This window comes from Bacillus sp. HY001, from assembly GCF_007558965.1.
GTDB lineage: Bacteria > Bacillota > Bacilli > Bacillales > Bacillaceae_G > Bacillus_A > Bacillus_A mobilis.
Window position 1 is genome coordinate 99,190 of record NZ_VLTE01000031.1, and the last position, 18,864, is coordinate 118,053.

Genomic DNA, 18,864 nt, shown 5'->3' on the forward strand with positions numbered 1-18,864 from the left:
TTAATCCCTATGTAATGATGATGCCTGAACTTGTTTTTTCCACTCACTTAAATACACTTTCTCCGCTGTAGGAAGTCCAACAGGTAATTGTGCAATCAATTCTAAACTATTTCCGTCAGGATCGTTAAAGTATACGGCGGCATGCGCTAATTCTGGAAAAACAATCGGTTCAATTGGTTCCATTCCGAAATCTTTTCGTGCTGAAATGCCTTTTTGATTTAGCCAATGAATCGCATTTTCTAAATCATGTAAGCTTACTTGAAAGGCGATGTGTCGTAAAGAGGGATGATAATTAACTTTGTATTCTGTGCCTTCCCAAAGACCGAGCCAACTTTCATTTTCTTTAATCCAAAAGAAAGCAATATCATCTCCTCTTTTGTATAATTTCAGTCCAAGTGATTCATAAAAAGGTATTGATATCTCTAGGTTGCGGACAGGTAAATGTGCTTCGTAAAGACCTTTAATCATTGTAATCCTCCTTAGTAAAGTATTTCTTAATTTCATAGTAAACGTTTTTTTATTAGTTGGAATCGCAAAAAAGAGGGATATTCATTCATACGAAAGTATGAAAAAACAGCTCAAATATGAGCTGTTTTCGTATAGTTTTTCGTTCATTTGTTAAGGATAGGATATATTAGTATCCGTATCCGCCGCCACCCCAACAGCTACATCCGATGATGATTAGAAGGATGAATAGTACGATAAGCAAAGCAAATCCACCGCCGAAACCAGCGCAACTTCCACCATAGCTCATATGTTTTCCTCCTTTTGAGTAAGTTAATCTATATAATTCATGGACTACTATATACAATATGTTTTTTGTATGGAAAAGGAGCCAGTCTCTTTTGGAATTAGACAAACGCCTGTATGGTTATTTTGATTGTATGTTGGGCTAGTGATATGTGAATGAATTATTATATAATTTGCGATTTGTTCATAAAAAATATAAAAATTGTAAAAAAAACCATTTTTATATTTTTTTATGAGAGGATTTGTACTATAATTTTACAAGTAATATTATGGGAAAAGGGAGTTTTAGTAAAGAGATGGAGATGGGAAAATTATACAATAAAATAGAAAACAAAAAGAAAGAGCTAATTCAACTTGTTGCTAGACATGGATTGGAACATGATAAAGTTTTGTTATTTAGCCGAGATTTAGATATACTTATTAATAAGTTTATGAATGTAAAAGATAAAGTACATAAATAAATAATTTATAGTTTTTTATATTAAGATATTTTGCGAAAAAGGAGAGAACAGTATTTGGAACACTTACAAGAAGAGTTATATAAGCAAATAAAAGAAGAAAAAGGTATCGTTACAATATTTTTAAAGAGTGGCGTTAGAATAGTAGGAGAAGTTGTTGCGATAGATAAATTTACTATTTTAATGTTAGTTGATGGAAAACAACAACTGATTTATAAGCAGGCTGTATCAACGATAATGAAATAAGACACTCAAATTGAGTGTCTTTTCATTATCGTTTGCAAGCTTCCACGTCAATGCCGGCAGCGAGTAGTTTCTTTTCTCCATCTTGTTCAATCATTTTTTGTAATTTAGATAGGAAAGAATCAAAGTTTGTATGCTTTGCTACTTGGAATGTCATTTTATGCTCAATTGGAAGCCACGTATCAATATCAGCTTCGTTATGTTGAATTTTCACCTCAAGCTTATCAAGTGCGTTAGCTACTTTTGCTTCGTACGTTTCTTTCGCTTCAAACTCCATCCATAAATCATATAATTCCTGACCGAGAGAACCTTCTAATGTTCGTTTAATATTTAAAATGGCTTCTTGCTCATTTTTTTGTTTTTGTAATTGTAATTCATGACTATTCATTGTATCAAAAGCAGGAATATCACCAGCTTCAGCTTCGACTAGGTCGTGAATAATAACCATTTTAAGTAATTTTTCAATGCTTACTTTTTGATCTAAATAAGGCTCAACTAAAATGGCCATTAGAGACATGCGCCACGTATGTTCAGCAACGCTTTCTTGACGTCCGTTAGAAAGCCAGCTATGTCGCATTTCATATTTTAGTTTTTCTGCTAGTGCAATGACTTGTAAAATGTTATGTTCCATCGTGATCCTCCTCATATTTCTATACTATAATTCTAATATGGAAATGAAATGTGTCAATTTTATGAGTATATTGCGATAAATAGATGGTAAGCGTATAATAAACATTATATGTGAAAACGCATTATTAAAATAAAAAAATGTTTTATAAAAATGAAAAGGGAAGGGCAGGAATATGGGAGACGAAAATCAAGGATTTGCTAGACCACAAAGAAGAAAAAGGAAGTTTGACATTTCTAGCCCAGTTGGCATTATAGTAGGTTTTGCCATAGTAATAGCGGCAATTATGATTGGCGGCGGCGGAATAAAAGCTTTTAAAAACTTTTTAGATGTTTCATCTATTTTAATTGTCATAGGGGGAACTACAGCGACAATTGTTGTGGCGTATCGATTTGGAGAAATAAAAAAATATACGAAAAGTATTTTTACTGTTTTACATAGAAAAGAAGAAGATTTAGAACAGTTAACGGATTTGTTTGTTGATTTTTCAAAAAAGTCTAAAAAACACGGATTACTTTCTTTGGAAGTTGATGGAGAGCAAGTAGACAATCCTTTTATTCAAAAAGGAATTCAACTTATGTTAAGTGGTTATGATGAAGAGGAATTAAAAGAAGTATTAATGAAAGATGTTGAAACAGAAGTGTATGAGTTAAGAAAGGGAGCGACATTATTAGATAAAATTGGTGATTTTGCTCCAGCTTGGGGCATGATAGGGACTTTAATAGGTCTTATTATTATGCTTCAAAACTTGCAAGACACATCGCAAATTGGTACAGGGATGGCAGTTGCGATGTTAACGACATTGTATGGATCAGTACTTGCAAATATGATTGCAATCCCTCTTGCTGAAAAAGTGTATCGTGGTATTGAAGATTTATATACAGAGAAGAAGTTTGTTATTGAAGCAATTTCAGAATTGTATCGTGGACAAATTCCTTCTAAATTAAAGTTGAAACTAGATACATATGTATATGAAACAAAGATGAAAAAAGTAAAACGAGCAGCCTAATATTGCAAGGAGTGTTATGGTTATGATGAAACGACCGCAAAAGGGATCGCCTCGTTGGATGACGACTTTTACAGATTTAACGATGTTATTATTAACTTTCTTTGTATTACTAGTTGCTACATCAAAGCAAGATACAGTAAAATTATCAAAGATGCTTGAAAAGTTTAGTGACGCGGAGCAAGTTGATGCAAAAGTAATGGAAAATACAATACCAGATATTTCACATGAAAAAAATGATGAAAAAATGATCTCAAAAAAGCGAATGGATGACTTGTACAAAAAGTTAAAAGCATATGTAGATAGTAACGGTATTAGTCAAGTGAATGTATACCGAGAAGACACGGGAGTGAGCGTCGTTATAGTAGATAATTTAATATTTGATACGGGTGATGCGAACGTTAAACCTGAAGCAAAAGAGATCATTAGTCAATTAGTTGGATTTTTTCAATCTGTACCAAACCCGATTGTCGTGGAAGGGCATACAGATAGTAGACCGATCCATAACGAGAAGTTCCCTTCTAATTGGGAATTGTCTTCAGCGAGGGCGGCTAATATGATTCACCATTTAATTGAAGTGTATAATGTGGAGGATAAAAGGCTAGCTGCGGTCGGATATGCAGACACAAAACCAGTCGTACCAAATGATTCACCGCAAAATTGGGAGAAAAACCGTCGCGTTGTCATTTATATTAAAGAATAGTATATTTTTATTTTAGTAATAAAATAATAAAAATACAGAAATTCTTTTAAAAAAATATTAAATTTTATCGTTTTATTTTGTATAATGAGTGAGAATGATAAGGTGAAATATTAAGATATATTTATACATAGAAGGAGAGAACCAAATAGAATGGCACATAAAATTTTAGTTGTAGACGATGCAATGTTTATGCGAACGATGATTAAAAACTTATTAAAAAGTAATTCTGAATTTGAGGTTATCGGAGAAGCAGAGAATGGAGTAGAAGCGATTCAAAAATATAAAGAACTTCAACCTGATATTGTAACATTAGATATTACTATGCCGGAAATGGACGGACTTGAAGCGTTAAAAGAAATTATGAAAATTGATTCAAGTGCAAAGGTTGTTATTTGTTCAGCAATGGGACAACAAGGTATGGTATTAGATGCAATTAAGGGTGGAGCAAAAGACTTTATTGTAAAGCCATTCCAAGCAGATCGTGTAATCGAAGCTCTAACAAAAGTAGCAAATAGCTAATATAAAAGGGGTGCCACAAGGAATCAAAACAGTGATAACGGAAAGATGTGTGGCCCCCTTTTTTCTTGTTTTAAAACACTAAATTGTTATACATAAATGAAATGTTTGTTAGACAGGTAGGGGATGAAAATGCAAACAGATCTGTTAAATATATTTTTTGAAGAATCGGAAGAACATTTGCAGTCGCTAAATGAAAATGTGCTAATTTTAGAACAAAATCCTGCTGATATGAGCGTAGTCGGAGAAATATTCCGCTCAGCCCATACATTCAAAGGTATGTCTGCAAGTATGGAATTTACGGAAATGGCGGATTTAACGCATAAAATGGAAAACGTTTTAGATGAAATTCGTCATGGGAATATAGTAGTACATGCGAATATTATTGATGTGATTTTTGAGTGCATTGATAATTTAGAGAAAATGGTTGCAGATGTGCAGCAAGGCGGAATGGGTAATATTGATGTAGTCTTAACGAAGCAAAAATTAGAAGCGCTATTGAACGGAAATGTAGAAACTAGTGCGGAGCATGTAGAGCAAGAGTCTATAAGCATAGATGATGCAGTTTCGCATGAAGTGCATATAACCGTTGAACAGCAAGCTATTTTAAAAGCAGTACGTGCCATTATGTGTATTGAAGCACTGCAAAATATAGGTGATATACAAAAAACGGTTCCTAGTATTGAAGAAATCGAAGCAGATGCTTTCGGATTTGAGTTCACAGTATTTATGAATACGGATCGTAGTGTAGAAGAATTGAAACAGGTAGTCCTTCACGTTTCTGAAATTGAAAAAGTAGTAGTGAAACAAGGAGAATCTTTACAGGAAGTAGATTCGAAGTTTGCTACAGAAGAAGTTGTGCAAGTAGAAGAAATGATCCAATCGGATGTAGTTACGCAGGTCGAAGCCCCTATGGAGGCAGCGAAGCAACCAGCAAGTGCTACACCAACGAAAAGCGCTGCAAAAACGAAAAATGCTAAAGGTGAGAATCGTTCCATTCGTGTTCAATTAGAGAAAATCGAACGATTAATGAACATGTTTGAAGAAAGTGTAATTGAACGTGGGCGTATTGATGAATTGGCACAGACGATTCAAAACAAGGAGTTAATTGAGCATTTAAATCGATTAGGTGATATTTCAAAAGATATTCAAAATGTACTATTGAATATGCGTATGGTACCAATAGAAACGGTTTTCAATCGTTTCCCGCGCATGGTACGTATGTTAGCGAAAGATTTAGGAAAAAAAATCGATTTACAAATTACAGGTGAAGACACTGAAGTAGATAAAATTGTAATTGATGAAATTGGTGATCCGCTTGTTCATTTAATTCGTAATGCGATTGATCATGGGGTTGAAACTGTTGAACAACGTCGTGATGCAGGAAAAAATGAGACAGGTACGATTAAATTAGAAGCGTTTCATAGTGGAAATCATGTCGTTATTCAAATTACGGATGACGGAAATGGTATTCATAAAGGAAAAGTATTAGAAAAAGCGATTAAAAATGGCGTTGTAACAGAATCTGAGGCAAATAAATTAACGGATCGTGAAGTGTATGACCTCATTTTCCAACCAGGATTTAGTACAGCTGAAGTAGTATCGGATCTTTCAGGACGTGGCGTTGGATTAGATGTTGTAAAACATACAATTCATAGTCTAGGTGGGCATTTGATTATTGATTCAGAGGAAGGAAAAGGAAGTACATTTAGAATTGAACTTCCGTTAACGTTATCTATTATTCAATCCATGCTTGTTCAAACAAATGACACGCGCTATGCTCTACCTCTTGGTAACATTGTCGAAGCGATTCGAATTAAGAGAGAAGACATCCAATCCGTACAAGGAAAAGACGTGTTAAACTATCGTGATCAAATTATTGAAGTGAAGCATTTAAGTACTGTATTTGGTGAAAAAACAGTAGATGAGGCGTTTGGGTCATATGATAGTCAAATGGTTCCTGTGTTAATTGTTCGTAATACACATCGTAGCTATGGACTTATCGTAAACACAATTATCGGTCAAAGAGAAATAGTCTTAAAGTCATTAGGCGACTTCTTTGCAGATAGTTCGAACTATTTCTCTGGCGCGACGATTCTCGGCGATGGACGAGTGGTCCTCATTTTAAACCCAGAAGGTTTATAATAGGAATGAAGGAAAGCTCCCCACTTGTAAACAATTGGGGAGCTTTTTGTTAACTATGCAAATATAAGAAAATTAATGTATAAATGGAAATAAATACATATTCACGATTAGTGTAGGAAGTTTGCTAAAATAGAATGAGTTAAAGTGTATTCATTTGATAGAAAAACAAAAATGAGGAGGCAGGGAAAATGCCTGAGCAACACACAAAAGGGGATACGAGCACAATTGTGCTAGATAAAGAAATGGAGCTTTTAACGCCTCAAGAATGTGATATTCTTGGCGAAATCGCAAATATATCATTTGGCTCAGCTTCGACAGTATTATCAACAATTTTAAATAGGCAAGTAAGTATAACTGCTCCTCATGTAGAGTTAGTGGATTTATATGATACAAGTGATGTTGAGGTTCCTCATGTTGTATTAAACATTCATTTTACAAAAGGGTTAGATATGGAGAATTTACTTGTCCTTCAGCAAGATGTTGCTTTATCGATTGCTGATTTAATGATGATGGGGACAGGTGAAGTGGAAGAAGGGAAAGAACTTGGCGAATTAGAGCTAAGTGCTGTACAAGAAGCGATGAACCAAATGATGGGATTCGCAGCGACGTCTATGTCGGAATTCTTCCAAGATACAGTAGACATGTCTCCGCCGACAATTAAAGTTGTAAAGCTATCAGAAGAGATGGAGGAAATCTCTGGAATAACTGGAAATAATACGATTGTTAAAGTGTCATTTGACCTTAAAATAGATAATCTAGTAAACTCTAAACTTGTACAAATTGTTCCAGTTGAACATACGAAACAGATGATAAATAAATTACTGCAATTGTCTGGTGAAGAGCAAGAGCCGGCAGAAGTAGTGGAAGCTGAAATTGTAGAAGAACATGTTGAAAAAGAGCAGTTGACACAAGAAGAGAAAGATGTGCTTGGGGAAATTGCGAACATTTCTATCGGTTCAGCCTCAACTGTATTATCAACGCTTTTAAATCAACCGGTTACGATTAGTACACCAAATGTAGAAGCGATTAATGTGCGTCATTATGACGGAGTACCAGTTCCTTTTGTTATTTTAAATGTCGATTTTGTTGAAGGCTTAAAAAATGAGAACGTGTTCGTATTTACGAAAGATGTTGCTTTGACAATGGTAGATTTAATGATGATGGGAACAGGGGAGATCGACCCTGAGAAAGAGCTTAGCGAATTAGAACTGAGCGGTATTAAAGAAATCATGAACCAAATGATGGGGCATGCTGCAACAGCAATGTCAGAAATGTTTAAAGAGAAAATGGACATGACGCCGCCAGACGTTAAATTTGTTACATTAAAAGAAGAGATGGAATATTTGGGAGAAGCAATGGAAGTGGATGAGCTTGTCCAAATAACGTTTAATCTTGAAATCGGCGACTTGCTTCAATCAAAAATGTATCAAATTTTACCAATTTCAGAAGCGAAAGAAATGGTAAGACGACTGCTATATCCAATGGTGGAAGCAGAAGAAGAGATTGTTGAGGAAGAAATAGAAGAAGAGGTTGTAGAACCTGTTGTACAACCGATTGAATTTAAAGAAGTGAAACAAATTGAGCCAGTGTATATGGATACATCCATTCTACAAAATGTAGAAATGAACGTGAAATTTGTATTTGGAAGTACAGTGAAAACAATTCAAGATATATTAAGTTTACAAGAAAATGAAGCCGTTGTTTTAGATGAAGATATTGATGAACCAATTCGAATTTATGTAAATGATGTATTGGTGGCATATGGTGAACTTGTAAATGTAGATGGATTTTTCGGAGTGAAAGTGACGAAATCACTATAAGGCATTGAAATAGGAGTTTGAACAGGCGGATGAAAAACGTAAAGTTTTTTCTAATTTGCTGGCTATGCATATATGTGTGCTTGCTCTTCCCGCTGCAAAGTCAGGCGGAAGAGCAAAATGTGCCAGAGAAAAATATAAATGAAGTGAATGTGCAAGAAGAAAATAAGGAAGTTCAAGAGCAGCCAGAGCAAGTGGAAATGAAGCAAGATAAAGAGGAACAACAAGAAGCGAAAAATGAACAAGAAACCGAAAAAAAGATAGAGACGGATCAAGTGGTTATTACAGTAAATAAGCAAGAATTACAGGTTGGCGAAGAAGTGCAGATTATTGTAGAGCCAAAAGAGAAAAATATTCAAAGTATAAAAGGTATGTTGCAGTTGCCAAAAAACAGCAATCCGTATGAGCAAGAAAGAATGATATCTTTTAACTATGAAGAAGAAACGAAGCGATGGGTTGCTAACTATAAGGTCGGGATTTTTGATTTGCAAGGTGATTGGAACCTGCAGCTCGTTCAAAGTTATAAAGAAAATGAGAAAGAAGAGATCTTAGAAAATGAAGTGAAAGTTCCTCTTATTCGTATAAATAATGAAACACCAACAATAGATAAAGAGTTACCGAAGTTGTATAAAGTTACTGTTGACGAGGCGAAGGATAACGTAATTGAACGAAAACAAGGCGATTCTATACGTGTACGAGTGAAGGCGGCAGACGCAGAATCGGTTGTGAAAGAAGTTCGAGTTATGCTAAAGGGGAAAGACAATAAAGAGATTACAATTTTATTAGATTACAATAAGCATGATATGGAATGGCAAAAAGCATTTGAAATAACGGATGCGTTGCCAATCGGCACATACGAGCTACTTGTAAAGGTAGTGGATGCGGCCGGCAATAAACGGGTTGAGGCAAGTGAGTATATCGTTTCTGTTTTGGAGCAAAAAACAGAAGAGGATAAAAAGGTAGAAGAACGAGAGAATGAAGATAAATTAGAAGAGAAGAAAGAACCTGAGAAGCAGGAAGACTCAAAAGAAGAGGTTCCGCTACAGGAAGAAAAACCACCAGTTGTCCAAATTCCGAAGCAAGACGAGAAAATAAACGATTTTATAAAAGAGCCGCTGAAAGAGAACGAAGATATTACTTACTTTATAAAAGAGCCATTGAAGGATCATAAGGAAGTAAGTGATGGAAAGGCTCAAAAAGAGAAAAAAAGTAGAAATGACAATGGAGTTGTTTCGAAAAAGAAAGAACAAATAGAAGAACCACAAAAGAAAAAGGAAGAAAATAGTGAACAAGGGGTACAAGCTTCTAACGTGTTTGCGATTATGTCGGGGTTATTCGTACTGTTTTTAGTTTTAAAGAGTAATAAAGAATGGGGCTAATTATTTCACCGTAGTGGAGGCGCTTAAATGGAAATTAAACGTACGACAATTGAAAATAAGACGCTACAACCATTAAAACAGCCTGCAGCTATTTCAGAACATGAGATTCAGAAAGAACGAAAACGTAGTAACCTAGTGTTTACTGGGCATTCCAAAATCATTATGAAAAATAATGAAATCGGAATTTTACTTGCTAGCTTAGGTGACGGAAAGATTGTGAAAGAAATGCTTTCTAAAGAGATGGATACAGTGTTACAACTTTTTAAAAAGTTACACGTGTTATCTGGAGAAGGAAAGCAAACCGAAAAAGTATATGAACAAATAATGAGAAGCTTGCAAGGGCTTGTGAAACAGGCGCATATAAAAGAACTGCCTTTGTTAGATGGAACGTATGATTTCGCTGAAGTACAACTATCATTTGGTAGAAAGGTACATATTCCGTTACTAGATGTAAGTGCACTCCTTTCTAACGTGGAGAGTGATTCGTCGGAAGGAAATATAAATTTAATGGTAACGGTTATTACTGCGTATATAACGAAATTATCTAATGAAACCATTTTAATTAGTGTCACGGATCGCACAGCTAAAGAGCGGGATGTAAGTGTATGGAGAGCACTTGCAGAAATGAATATGACACAATTATCACAGGCGTTGAAACAAACGATGCAAGAACATAAATGGTCCATGACGTTTCTGTTTCTCTTTATATGGATTGTTTGTATTATTTTGATTCGAGTTATATAAGAAAATGAATGGAATCCCGCAATTCTTCGTTATGATTTTGGTGAAAAATACAAAAAAACAGGGTGAATTTACCCTGTTTTTTCTATATTTTTTCGTAAAAGAATGTGTCAAAGCGCTGAAGATTGAATCGTTCGGGCGTTAAAATTTGTTCTGTGCTACCAACAAATAGCACCCCGCCTTTTCGTAAAGAACGACTAAACTTTTCGTAAAGCTTAGTTCTTGCTTCTTCTGTGAAGTAAATCATTACGTTACGACAAATAATCAAATCGTAATTTGTATCGAATGACTGCATTAACAGGTCATGTTGTTTGAACGTGACGTTTTGCTTCATGTTTTGATGCAATGAATATATATCATCCTCTTTTGTGAAATGACGCTCTTTCAAATCGCTAGGTAATTCTTTTAAAGAACGTTCCGTATATTGACCACGCTTTGCAGTCTCTAAAATATGAAAATCAAGATCTGTTGCTAGTATTTCATAGCGAAATGGAGATAGATGTTTCGATAAAATTAAAGAGAGTGTATATGGCTCTTCACCGGCAGCGCAAGCGGCACTCCAAACTTTTAATTTTCCGTTATTTTGTTCGAGTAATTTTGGCAGTGCTTTCGATTCTAGTGTTTGCCAACGTTCTTTATTTCTAAAAAACTCTGAAACGTTAATTGTAATATAGTCAATGAAACTTAAAAATAAGCTTTGATCGACACGTAAAGTATTTAAGAAAGTAGTGTAGTTTTCAAAGCCTTTTCTTGAAATAAAAGCATCGATTCTACGGCGCATTCTATCTTGTTTATACGAAGCGATATCCATATTGAATTGTTGTTTAAAACTCGCGATAAAATGATCATAATCTTGTTCAATTATCATATTTACACTGGGCACAATAACGATATTGTGCCGCCCCCTTTACATCATACGAATTTTTTGTTCAAAGCTTTTTTTCATTTGCTTTTCATGTAAACCTGGTAAATCATAAATGACAGCATCAATGCCAGCTTCTTTTGCAATATCAACGGGAATGACAGATGTATGCTTGTCTCCGTTATAAAAACAGAGAACTAAATCGGTATCTTCAATAATTTGTTTAACAAAAAACATATAATCTGATCGGTAAATAGAGTCGGAAGGATGATCAAAAGCAACATACTCGGCTCCGTGTTTTTTTAAATAATCAACGATTTCTTGAAATTCATCTGTTACTGCTTGTAACGGTTGTAACGTGTAAAGGCATAAATTTTGAGCGAGTCTTTCGTTTTCGACGAAAAAACGAAGTACCTCATTTTCAATAGATTTATAACATAATATGTAAATTTTATGTTTGTGAGCATAGTCAGTTAAAAATTTTTTAATTTCTTCTTGATCTAATGCTGTTAATTGATTTGAACCACAAAGAAAAATATTCATAGAATTGTGCCACCTCATGCTAAATTGTAACATATCTTCTATAAAAAATAACTGCAAAATATTAGTGTTCAGAGTATAATTATAAATAACTAGATTTTACGATTAACTTTAGGAAGAAATAAAAAAATAAATAGGTGATATATATGCTGCGTTCTATCTCGCATAATCCAATTTTATCGCATATACCGCCTGCTACTCAAATGCCGAAAGAAGCAAATGTCAGGACAGGACTTGCATTTTCGGATAATTTGCATGCAGATCCGAAAAAAGATAAATTGTTAGAACAAATGGAAGCGTTTGTTGATAATATTGGAGAAATTAAAGAGAAAATTGAAATGGAATTAACACTTGATAACGTAATGGAATACAAAAATACAGTAAAATCATTTTTGAATTTTTACGTTGATAATGTATTGCAATATAAAGATGTCATGTCTCGTCATCCACGTTATGGATATTCACAAAAAATGACGATTGTAAAGCAGGCAGAAATGGGATTGAATGAGTTAGAAGATGTTATGAATTTAATTAATACAAAAACGGGACATTTAGAAATGTTAAATCAAATTGGAGAAATCCACGGTTTAATTGTAAATTTAGTCTTGTAAAAGGGAAGGAAGCTATATGTATATACAATTATATGAAAAGCTCGTTATTATTCAAAAAGCATATGAAAATATTCAAACGCTTGGAGAACAAATATATGAGAATTTAAAACATAAAAATGTAAATGCGGTTCAAAAACTGCAAGTAGAGCAATTGCAGTATATTGATGGTTTGAAAAAGTTATCAAATTCATTTGAAGAAATGGTTGTTCAATTTTGTAAAGAACAGGGAGTGAAATCATTTCGCGTAAGTGCGTTATTTTCGTATTTTTCTCATGAAGAAATTGAAAAAATAGAAAAATTACAAAAAAACTTAACTGAATTAGAAGAGAATGTAAAAATGATTCTTTTGAAAAATCAATATTACTTAAACGTACTATTAAAAACTACAGAAAGTATTGTGGATTCCGTTTCTGAATATAACTTAGAACGAAACAATAATTCGCAAATCTTTATGAACGAACTATTGTAAAGGGGAAGTGAAGCATTATGAGATTATCTGATTATAATACCCCGTTATCGGGCATGTTAGCGGCACAAATGGGATTACAAACGACGAAACAAAACTTGTCTAACATTCATACACCGGGCTATGTGCGTCAAGCAGTGAATTTCGGTTCTGCTGGAGCAAGTAATGGGCATTCACCGGAACAGAGAATAGGATACGGTGTACAAACGTTAGGTGTGGATCGTATTACAGATGAAGTGAAGACGAAACAGTTTAACGATCAAATGTCACAGTTCTCTTACTATGCATATATGAATTCAACTCTGTCACGAGTAGAGTCTATGGTAGGAACGACAGGTAAAAACTCATTATCTAGTTTAATGGACGGATTCTTTAATGCTTTTCGTGAAGTGGCAAAAAATCCAGAGCAATCGAACTATTACGACACATTAATTGCTGAAACGGGGAAGTTTACGAACCAAGTAAATCGACTTGCAAAACAGTTTGAAGAAATTGAAATGCAAACAACAGCAGATATAGAAGCTCACGTAGATGAATTTAATCGACTTGCTAATAATTTAGCAGAAGCGAACAAAAAAATCGGACAAGCTGGTACACAAGTACCGAATCAACTATTAGATGAACGTGATCGTATTATGACAGAAATGTCTAAGTATGCAGAGATAGAAGTATCATATGAATCTACAAACCCTAATATCGCCACCGTTAGAATGAACGGTGTTTTAACAGTAAATGGACAAGACACATATCCACTTCAATTACAGAAGGATAAGGATCCTATGTCGGTACAAATATACGGAACAAATATCCCATTAAATGGTGGGGCGATTCAATCAGCAATTGATACGAAAGCAAAGATTACTAGTTATAAAGATAATCTGAATGGATTTGTAAATTCATTAAAAAAACAAGTGAATACAGTTATGAATAAAGATTTCTTTGTTGGAGAAGGTGCGAAAAAGCTTGAAATAAACCCTGATTTTACAAAAGATATTTCGAAAATGAAAATTTCAGCTGAAACTGCAAACAGACTTGCAGGTATTACGGAGGAAGAGTTTAAACCTGGACTTACATATAAAAAAGCTTTAGATCAACTTTTAGTAGGTGTAGCGTCTGATAAAAGTTCAGTAAATGCGTATAAAAATATTCACGGTGACTTATTAGAAGGTATTCAACAAGAAAAAATGAGCATTGAAGGCGTGAATATGGAAGAGGAAATGGTTAATTTAATGGCCTTCCAAAAATATTTCATAGCGAATTCTAAAGCTATGACAACGATGAATGAAGTGTTTGATAGCCTGTTTTCGATTATTAGATAAAGGAAGGTATTTTTTCCTTTATGTTTGAAGATAGGGCCAACAGAGGGTAGAAGTGGTCAGTGGACCTATCGGTGTGAGAACAGAGGTATGGAACGGTTGCAGGATAAGTTAGCGAGAAGGAGAGCCAGAAATAGTTCTGGTTTCTTCTTCAAATTAATTGAAAATACATAAAGGAGAAGATAAAGATGAGAGTATCTACGTTTCAAAATGCAAACTGGGCAAAGAATCAGCTAATGGATTTGAATGTGCAACAGCAATTTCATCGAAATCAAGTAACTTCAGGGAAGAAAAATCTTCTTATGAGTGAAGACCCACTTGCAGCAAGTAAATCATTTGCGATTCAACATTCATTGGCGAATATTGAACAAATGCAAAAAGATATAGCGGATTCTAGAAATGTACTAAGTCAGACAGAAAATACACTAACAGGAATTGTGAAATCTTTAACGAGAGTGGATCAATTAACAGTGCAAGCGTTAAATGGGACGAATAGTGAAAAAGAATTGAAAGCAATTGGGGCAGAAGTGGATCAACTTTTAAAACAAGTCGTCTATTTAGCGAATACGAAAGAACAAGGCCGCTATCTTTTTGGTGGGAATAGTGCAGAGAAACCGCCATTTGCGGAGGATGGTACATACCAAGGTGGAAATGAAGATGTAATGTGGAAGCTGAATGATGGCTATGAAATTAAAGCATTTCGTAAAGGTGAGGACTTATTGACACCTGCTATTCAAACGTTAGTAAAGATGAAGGATGCTTTGCAAAGTGGTGATCAAACAGCGTTACAACCGTTTTTAGCGGAAAATAAGAAAAATTTAGATGGTGTTATTAATCGTACGACGGAAGTTGGTTCTACGATGAACACTGTAGATACGTTTAAGACCATTTTAAGTGAGCAAAATTTAGCACTTCAAGAAAATCGTAAAGAAATTGAAGATGTTGATTTAGCAGTAGCAATTTCTGACTTAGCTTACATAAATGCGACATATGAAGCGACGCTTAAAGCGATTAGCACGATGAGTAAAACGAGTATTTTAGACTACATGTAATCAATAAGGAGTGAGAAATATGGCAGGAACGTTAACGGGTATTGGCGGTAGACAACAGATTTGGAACCTCGGAAATAACATGATCGATACTTCTAATTTCGTTGAATTAGAAATGAATGCACTGGATATGAGAAAAACGCCGTATACAAATGAAAAAAATAGCCTTTCACAAGATAAACTTTTATATACAAGTTTAAAATCAGAATTTAGTTCTTTCACGCAAACCTTTAAAAACTTAGCGGCTTTTAAAGGGAATGAAAAAAAGGTAACAACATCACAAGACGGTTATATTAATGTAAAAGCTGATGGCGGGGCTATTGCGGGAACTTTTAACATAAAAATTAATCAACTTGCACAGCGTCATCAAATTGCATCTAATGAAATAACGGATATAAACGCGAAGCTTCCAAGAAATGAAACGATAAAACTAGGTGAAAAAGAAATAAAAGTAACAACTGATATGACATATAAAGATTTAATTAATAAAATTAATGATGGAGATTATGGTGTATCAGCATATACACTTGGTAAGAAAATTTTTATGTCCTCTACGAAAGAAGGGGCAGCGAATAATATTAAATTGGAACAAACACCGTCAAATGTGCTTACAGATTTGTTTTATTCGAAAGTGGAAGGTTCTACGGAAGTGAAATTAAACACGATTAATGAAGCGTTAGATGCAATATATAGTATCAATGGTGTCGAAGAACAAAGCGCAAGCAACACAATTGAAACACTTCCTGGTGTTAAGGTTGAGCTTTTAAAAGTAACAGATCCGATAGTTGAAAATAAGTCTAGTGGTGGAGCGGGTTCAGATGTAAAAGCTGCAGATCAAAAAGGACTAGAACTGAAGTTTACAGTAAGTGACTCAAACGTAACAGATGCATCAAATATTATTAAAAAGATGGTTGCGGATTATAATAAGGCTGTTTCTACAGTAGATATTTTTGCTGGAAAAGGCGGTGCTTTCCAAGGGCAAACGATTATGCAAAGTGTACGCCAAGCGATGAATAATGTCGTAACATTTTCTCAAGATGGTAATTATTTATTCTCATTTGGTATTCAATTAAAACAAGATGGAACGATGGAAGTTAATGACGAAGCATTAACGAAAGCGTTAAAAGAGAAGCCAGATGCAGCGAAGCAATTTTTCTTTAGTTCTAACGGTTTAGGAAAAATGATGGAAGAACCACTTGATAAATTATTCGGTGATAAAGGTATAGTTGGAGAACGTGTGAAAAACATTGATTCACGTGTAAGTGATTTAGATAAGAAGATAAAAGACATCGAGTCACAAAATTTACAAAAGCAAGATGAAATCGTGAAAAAGTATCAAAAGCTAGAAAGTACATTAGCGGCGCTAGATAGCCAATTAAAAACAATTAAAGCAATGACAAAACAAAAAAGTGATGATTAATGAAAGTTGAGGAAGTGATCGTATGCAAGCATGGCAACGTTATATGCAAAATGATATTATGACGAGTAATCCGATTAAAAATACAATTTTTATTTATGAAAGATGCATTGTAGAGTTTCGTAATTTAGAAGAGCTTTTACATACTTTTAAACTACAAGAAGGAGATGCACTTCTTGAAAAGTTAGAACGTATTTTTGAAGAATTAAAGCTTCAATTAAATCCTGAAATTACGAAAGATTTATATGATAGTCTTTATGGTTTATATGACTGGATTAGCGTTCAAATTCAAACGATGAAAGTAACACGTGAAGCGAAAGATATTGATGCGATTGTGAAAGTATTACAAGATCTAATAGACGGTTACCGCGGAGCGCTTGAAAATGAACAATGATATTTATCGAGCATTTGTCGGCTGTTTTAATGAAATCGGTGAATTGCAAGTGTCAGATGGAGAGTTTGCTGAGAAGAGTGCGATGTTAAATCGCTGGATGATGACATTGGATGAAGAAACGCGCACGAAAGTTGCGGCAGAAGTAAGCCCATTCATCATTAAGGCAGCACAGCATATTCGAGATAAGCAAAAGATTTTGGAAGAAATGATTATGACAAATGATGGGCGAATGAAAGCAAATTCATTTTACGGTAAATATTAATAATAATGTGCGGGAACGGATTCCTCTTTTTAAAAGGGGGGCCCATTCCTTCATGTGAATAAAGAATTCCGCTGGTTGAGGTTTCATTTTATGGCTGTAAAAAATAGGAGTAATCTAAATAATATAAAAATAGAGTTCAGTTCGTCGTAAATATATTGAAATGTTATATAGATTCCTACGCGTATACAGTTTTTTTTATATTCTTTTTATATTTTTGTATTTTTCTAAAGACAACAATGTAAAAATGGAATAAAATATGTAAGGGTACATAATAGTAAATATTTTAATAAATACATATAAGAAATTAAATAATGAAGTGAAACTTCCATCAGTGGATCATTATGTTCAAAATGATAAGTTAAAAAGGAAGGGTGTGGAGTATGCCAGATTTAGTGAGTGATGTAAGCCATTATATGAATTATTTAGTGACGAAACGAAATACCGTTTCTAGTAATATTGCAAATGCGAATACACCTGGCTATAAAGCACAAGACGTTACATTTGCTGAGCAAATGAATAAGAGTAGTGCATTATATAAGAGCAATGCTGCGGATTTAAAAAGCAATCCAGATTTATATCAAACGAATGAAATGCACTTACCGACAGTAAATACGAAAAATACGTATGCAAAGATTCAAACGAAATCAATGCAAACAAATAAAGATGGAAATAGTGTGGATGTAACGACAGAAATGCTAGATTTAATGAAAGCAAACCAATTATATGGTATTTCAATTAACGCGATTAATACACAATACGCAATTAACCAAGCAGCGCGTGGACGTTAATAGTAGAAGGAGAGACAACGATGTTTCAGGCAATTAATGCAAGTGGATCAGGGCTAACGACAGCGAGAAAGTGGATGGAAGTTACTTCAAATAATATTGTAAATGCAAATACAACGGCAGCTCCGGGGGCAGATTTGTATGAGCGCCGTAGTGTAGTGCTTGAATCAAATAATAGTTTTGCGAATATGTTAGACGGGACACCTACTAACGGAGTGAAAATAAAAAGTATTGAAGCAGACAAAACTGAAAACTTAGTGTATGATCCGACGCATCCGCATGCAAATGAAGAAGGATATGTACGTTATCCGAATGTAGATGTGACTGCTGAAATGACGAATGTAATGGTTGCTCAAAAAATGTACGAAGCAAATACAAGTGTATTAAATGCGAATAAAAAAATGCTTGATAAAGATTTAGAAATCGGCCGAGGATAAAGGGGGAATATGGGAAGATGAAAATCCAACCAATGTTACATACACAGCCATTTGGCGCGATTCAGTCAATTGGTGCACCGAAAACTTCAGAAACACCTGTAGTCGAGGGGAAGAAGTTTATTGATTTATTGGAAGATATGAATCAAACACAAAACAATGCGCAAACAGCAGTATATGATTTATTAACAAAAGGGGTAGGAGAAACACATGACGTTTTAATTCAGCAAAAGAAAGCTGAGTCTCAAATGAAAACGGCTGCTCTTGTACGTGATAATCTTATTGAAAATTATAAGTCACTAATTAATATGCAAATTTAGGAAAATGGACGGGTGTGTTTAA

At 34.4% G+C, this 18,864-nt stretch carries 23 protein-coding genes and 1 pseudogene; 19 read left to right on the top strand and 5 right to left on the bottom strand.

Annotation, left to right across the window (positions count from 1 at the left end):
• Together FOT98_RS15980 and FOT98_RS15985 are read right to left on the bottom strand one after the other, a co-directional pair.
• Positions 1-468: a VOC family protein gene (locus FOT98_RS15980; RefSeq protein WP_063263702.1), complete on the bottom strand. Its 468-nt coding sequence runs from the start codon at positions 466-468 to the stop codon at positions 1-3.
• A gap of 166 nt (positions 469-634) precedes the next feature.
• On the bottom strand, positions 635-754 hold the full coding sequence (locus FOT98_RS15985) for a YjcZ family sporulation protein (protein WP_000120179.1): 120 nt from the start codon (positions 752-754) through the stop codon (positions 635-637).
• A 238-nt stretch (positions 755-992) separates the two neighbouring features.
• Between FOT98_RS15985 and FOT98_RS15990 the strand changes: the two genes are divergently transcribed.
• A complete protein-coding gene (locus FOT98_RS15990) occupies positions 993-1,211 on the top strand; it encodes an aspartyl-phosphate phosphatase Spo0E family protein (RefSeq protein ID WP_063263701.1) in 219 nt (72 codons plus the stop codon).
• A 54-nt stretch (positions 1,212-1,265) separates the two neighbouring features.
• Complete coding sequence (gene hfq / locus FOT98_RS15995; RefSeq protein ID WP_000400659.1) at positions 1,266-1,454, top strand: RNA chaperone Hfq; 189 nt, start codon at positions 1,266-1,268, stop codon at positions 1,452-1,454.
• A gap of 25 nt (positions 1,455-1,479) precedes the next feature.
• Here the strand turns inward: hfq and FOT98_RS16000 are convergent, their stop codons facing one another.
• Complete coding sequence (locus FOT98_RS16000; RefSeq protein ID WP_061680533.1) at positions 1,480-2,082, bottom strand: HD domain-containing protein; 603 nt, start codon at positions 2,080-2,082, stop codon at positions 1,480-1,482.
• A gap of 172 nt (positions 2,083-2,254) precedes the next feature.
• Between FOT98_RS16000 and FOT98_RS16005 the strand changes: the two genes are divergently transcribed.
• From FOT98_RS16005 to FOT98_RS16035, 7 genes are all read left to right on the top strand, one after another.
• Positions 2,255-3,088 carry a flagellar motor protein MotP gene (locus tag FOT98_RS16005; protein ID WP_063263700.1) on the top strand — a complete coding sequence of 278 codons (834 nt, stop codon included), beginning with the start codon at positions 2,255-2,257 and terminating at the stop codon, positions 3,086-3,088.
• Between the two features lie 22 nt (positions 3,089-3,110).
• A complete protein-coding gene (locus tag FOT98_RS16010) occupies positions 3,111-3,788 on the top strand; it encodes an OmpA family protein (RefSeq protein ID WP_063263699.1) in 678 nt (225 codons plus the stop codon).
• Positions 3,789-3,938: 150 nt separating this feature from the next.
• Positions 3,939-4,307 (top strand): response regulator, encoded by a 369-nt coding sequence (locus FOT98_RS16015; protein WP_000940577.1) that lies wholly within the window; start codon positions 3,939-3,941, stop codon positions 4,305-4,307.
• 129 nt (positions 4,308-4,436) lie between these two features.
• A complete protein-coding gene (locus FOT98_RS16020) occupies positions 4,437-6,449 on the top strand; it encodes a chemotaxis protein CheA (RefSeq protein WP_063263698.1) in 2,013 nt (670 codons plus the stop codon).
• A 188-nt stretch (positions 6,450-6,637) separates the two neighbouring features.
• Positions 6,638-8,269 carry a flagellar motor switch protein gene (locus FOT98_RS16025; protein ID WP_144291087.1) on the top strand — a complete coding sequence of 544 codons (1,632 nt, stop codon included), beginning with the start codon at positions 6,638-6,640 and terminating at the stop codon, positions 8,267-8,269.
• 29 nt (positions 8,270-8,298) lie between these two features.
• Positions 8,299-9,645, top strand: coding sequence for an Ig-like domain-containing protein (locus FOT98_RS16030; protein ID WP_063263696.1), 1,347 nt, complete (start codon positions 8,299-8,301; stop codon positions 9,643-9,645).
• Between the two features lie 27 nt (positions 9,646-9,672).
• Positions 9,673-10,389: a hypothetical protein gene (locus FOT98_RS16035; RefSeq protein ID WP_063263695.1), complete on the top strand. Its 717-nt coding sequence runs from the start codon at positions 9,673-9,675 to the stop codon at positions 10,387-10,389.
• A gap of 82 nt (positions 10,390-10,471) precedes the next feature.
• On the opposite strand, the gene FOT98_RS16040 is transcribed toward FOT98_RS16035, so the two are convergent.
• Together FOT98_RS16040 and FOT98_RS16045 are read right to left on the bottom strand one after the other, a co-directional pair.
• The gene (locus FOT98_RS16040; RefSeq protein ID WP_063263694.1) at positions 10,472-11,254 is read right to left on the bottom strand and encodes a CheR family methyltransferase; all 783 of its coding nucleotides are present in this window, start codon (positions 11,252-11,254) and stop codon (positions 10,472-10,474) included.
• 39 nt (positions 11,255-11,293) lie between these two features.
• Positions 11,294-11,791, bottom strand: a complete 498-nt coding sequence (locus FOT98_RS16045; protein ID WP_063263693.1) for a hypothetical protein — start codon at positions 11,789-11,791, stop codon at positions 11,294-11,296.
• A 143-nt stretch (positions 11,792-11,934) separates the two neighbouring features.
• On the opposite strand from FOT98_RS16045, the gene FOT98_RS16050 reads away from it, so the two are divergent.
• The 10 genes and pseudogenes from FOT98_RS16050 (at position 11,935) to fliE (ending at position 18,842) form a co-directional block, all read left to right on the top strand.
• The gene (locus tag FOT98_RS16050; protein WP_000946323.1) at positions 11,935-12,399 is read left to right on the top strand and encodes a YaaR family protein; all 465 of its coding nucleotides are present in this window, start codon (positions 11,935-11,937) and stop codon (positions 12,397-12,399) included.
• A 16-nt stretch (positions 12,400-12,415) separates the two neighbouring features.
• A complete protein-coding gene (locus FOT98_RS16055; protein ID WP_063263692.1) occupies positions 12,416-12,868 on the top strand; it encodes a hypothetical protein in 453 nt (150 codons plus the stop codon).
• Positions 12,869-12,885: 17 nt separating this feature from the next.
• Positions 12,886-14,184, top strand: coding sequence for a flagellar hook-associated protein FlgK (gene flgK / locus FOT98_RS16060; RefSeq protein WP_063263691.1), 1,299 nt, complete (start codon positions 12,886-12,888; stop codon positions 14,182-14,184).
• A 185-nt stretch (positions 14,185-14,369) separates the two neighbouring features.
• Entirely contained in the window at positions 14,370-15,233 is an 864-nt protein-coding gene (locus tag FOT98_RS16065) for a flagellar hook-associated protein 3 (RefSeq protein WP_063263690.1), read from the top strand.
• A gap of 19 nt (positions 15,234-15,252) precedes the next feature.
• Positions 15,253-16,650 (top strand): flagellar hook-associated protein 2, encoded by a 1,398-nt coding sequence (locus FOT98_RS16070; protein ID WP_063263689.1) that lies wholly within the window; start codon positions 15,253-15,255, stop codon positions 16,648-16,650.
• A gap of 22 nt (positions 16,651-16,672) precedes the next feature.
• Positions 16,673-17,041, top strand: coding sequence for a flagellar export chaperone FliS (locus tag FOT98_RS16075; RefSeq protein WP_001149522.1), 369 nt, complete (start codon positions 16,673-16,675; stop codon positions 17,039-17,041).
• On the top strand, positions 17,031-17,303 hold the full coding sequence (locus FOT98_RS16080; protein WP_063263688.1) for a hypothetical protein: 273 nt from the start codon (positions 17,031-17,033) through the stop codon (positions 17,301-17,303). The genes FOT98_RS16075 and FOT98_RS16080 overlap by 11 nt, the downstream gene beginning before the upstream one ends.
• A gap of 316 nt (positions 17,304-17,619) precedes the next feature.
• A pseudogene (gene flgB, locus FOT98_RS16085) lies at positions 17,620-18,091 on the top strand (flagellar basal body rod protein FlgB).
• 20 nt (positions 18,092-18,111) lie between these two features.
• Entirely contained in the window at positions 18,112-18,525 is a 414-nt protein-coding gene (gene flgC / locus FOT98_RS16090) for a flagellar basal body rod protein FlgC (protein WP_000484674.1), read from the top strand.
• 17 nt (positions 18,526-18,542) lie between these two features.
• Positions 18,543-18,842 carry a flagellar hook-basal body complex protein FliE gene (gene fliE / locus FOT98_RS16095; protein ID WP_063263686.1) on the top strand — a complete coding sequence of 100 codons (300 nt, stop codon included), beginning with the start codon at positions 18,543-18,545 and terminating at the stop codon, positions 18,840-18,842.
• The last annotated feature ends 22 nt before the right edge of the window (positions 18,843-18,864 follow it).

What these genes read in the sequence shown, in the direction of transcription:
- FOT98_RS15980 (WP_063263702.1), bottom strand. Translation starts at nt 468, where the DNA reads ATGATTAAAGGTCTTTACGAAGCACATTTACCTGTCCGCAACCTAGAG.
- FOT98_RS15985 (WP_000120179.1), bottom strand. Translation starts at nt 754, where the DNA reads ATGAGCTATGGTGGAAGTTGCGCTGGTTTCGGCGGTGGATTTGCTTTG.
- FOT98_RS16000 (WP_061680533.1), bottom strand. Translation starts at nt 2,082, where the DNA reads ATGGAACATAACATTTTACAAGTCATTGCACTAGCAGAAAAACTAAAA.
- FOT98_RS16005 (WP_063263700.1), top strand. Translation starts at nt 2,255, where the DNA reads ATGGGAGACGAAAATCAAGGATTTGCTAGACCACAAAGAAGAAAAAGG.
- FOT98_RS16010 (WP_063263699.1), top strand. Translation starts at nt 3,111, where the DNA reads ATGATGAAACGACCGCAAAAGGGATCGCCTCGTTGGATGACGACTTTT.
- FOT98_RS16015 (WP_000940577.1), top strand. Translation starts at nt 3,939, where the DNA reads ATGGCACATAAAATTTTAGTTGTAGACGATGCAATGTTTATGCGAACG.
- FOT98_RS16020 (WP_063263698.1), top strand. Translation starts at nt 4,437, where the DNA reads ATGCAAACAGATCTGTTAAATATATTTTTTGAAGAATCGGAAGAACAT.
- FOT98_RS16025 (WP_144291087.1), top strand. Translation starts at nt 6,638, where the DNA reads ATGCCTGAGCAACACACAAAAGGGGATACGAGCACAATTGTGCTAGAT.
- FOT98_RS16030 (WP_063263696.1), top strand. Translation starts at nt 8,299, where the DNA reads ATGAAAAACGTAAAGTTTTTTCTAATTTGCTGGCTATGCATATATGTG.
- FOT98_RS16035 (WP_063263695.1), top strand. Translation starts at nt 9,673, where the DNA reads ATGGAAATTAAACGTACGACAATTGAAAATAAGACGCTACAACCATTA.
- FOT98_RS16040 (WP_063263694.1), bottom strand. Translation starts at nt 11,254, where the DNA reads ATGATAATTGAACAAGATTATGATCATTTTATCGCGAGTTTTAAACAA.
- FOT98_RS16045 (WP_063263693.1), bottom strand. Translation starts at nt 11,791, where the DNA reads ATGAATATTTTTCTTTGTGGTTCAAATCAATTAACAGCATTAGATCAA.
- FOT98_RS16050 (WP_000946323.1), top strand. Translation starts at nt 11,935, where the DNA reads ATGCTGCGTTCTATCTCGCATAATCCAATTTTATCGCATATACCGCCT.
- FOT98_RS16055 (WP_063263692.1), top strand. Translation starts at nt 12,416, where the DNA reads ATGTATATACAATTATATGAAAAGCTCGTTATTATTCAAAAAGCATAT.
- flgK (WP_063263691.1), top strand. Translation starts at nt 12,886, where the DNA reads ATGAGATTATCTGATTATAATACCCCGTTATCGGGCATGTTAGCGGCA.
- FOT98_RS16065 (WP_063263690.1), top strand. Translation starts at nt 14,370, where the DNA reads ATGAGAGTATCTACGTTTCAAAATGCAAACTGGGCAAAGAATCAGCTA.
- FOT98_RS16070 (WP_063263689.1), top strand. Translation starts at nt 15,253, where the DNA reads ATGGCAGGAACGTTAACGGGTATTGGCGGTAGACAACAGATTTGGAAC.
- FOT98_RS16075 (WP_001149522.1), top strand. Translation starts at nt 16,673, where the DNA reads ATGCAAGCATGGCAACGTTATATGCAAAATGATATTATGACGAGTAAT.
- FOT98_RS16080 (WP_063263688.1), top strand. Translation starts at nt 17,031, where the DNA reads ATGAACAATGATATTTATCGAGCATTTGTCGGCTGTTTTAATGAAATC.
- flgC (WP_000484674.1), top strand. Translation starts at nt 18,112, where the DNA reads ATGTTTCAGGCAATTAATGCAAGTGGATCAGGGCTAACGACAGCGAGA.
- fliE (WP_063263686.1), top strand. Translation starts at nt 18,543, where the DNA reads ATGAAAATCCAACCAATGTTACATACACAGCCATTTGGCGCGATTCAG.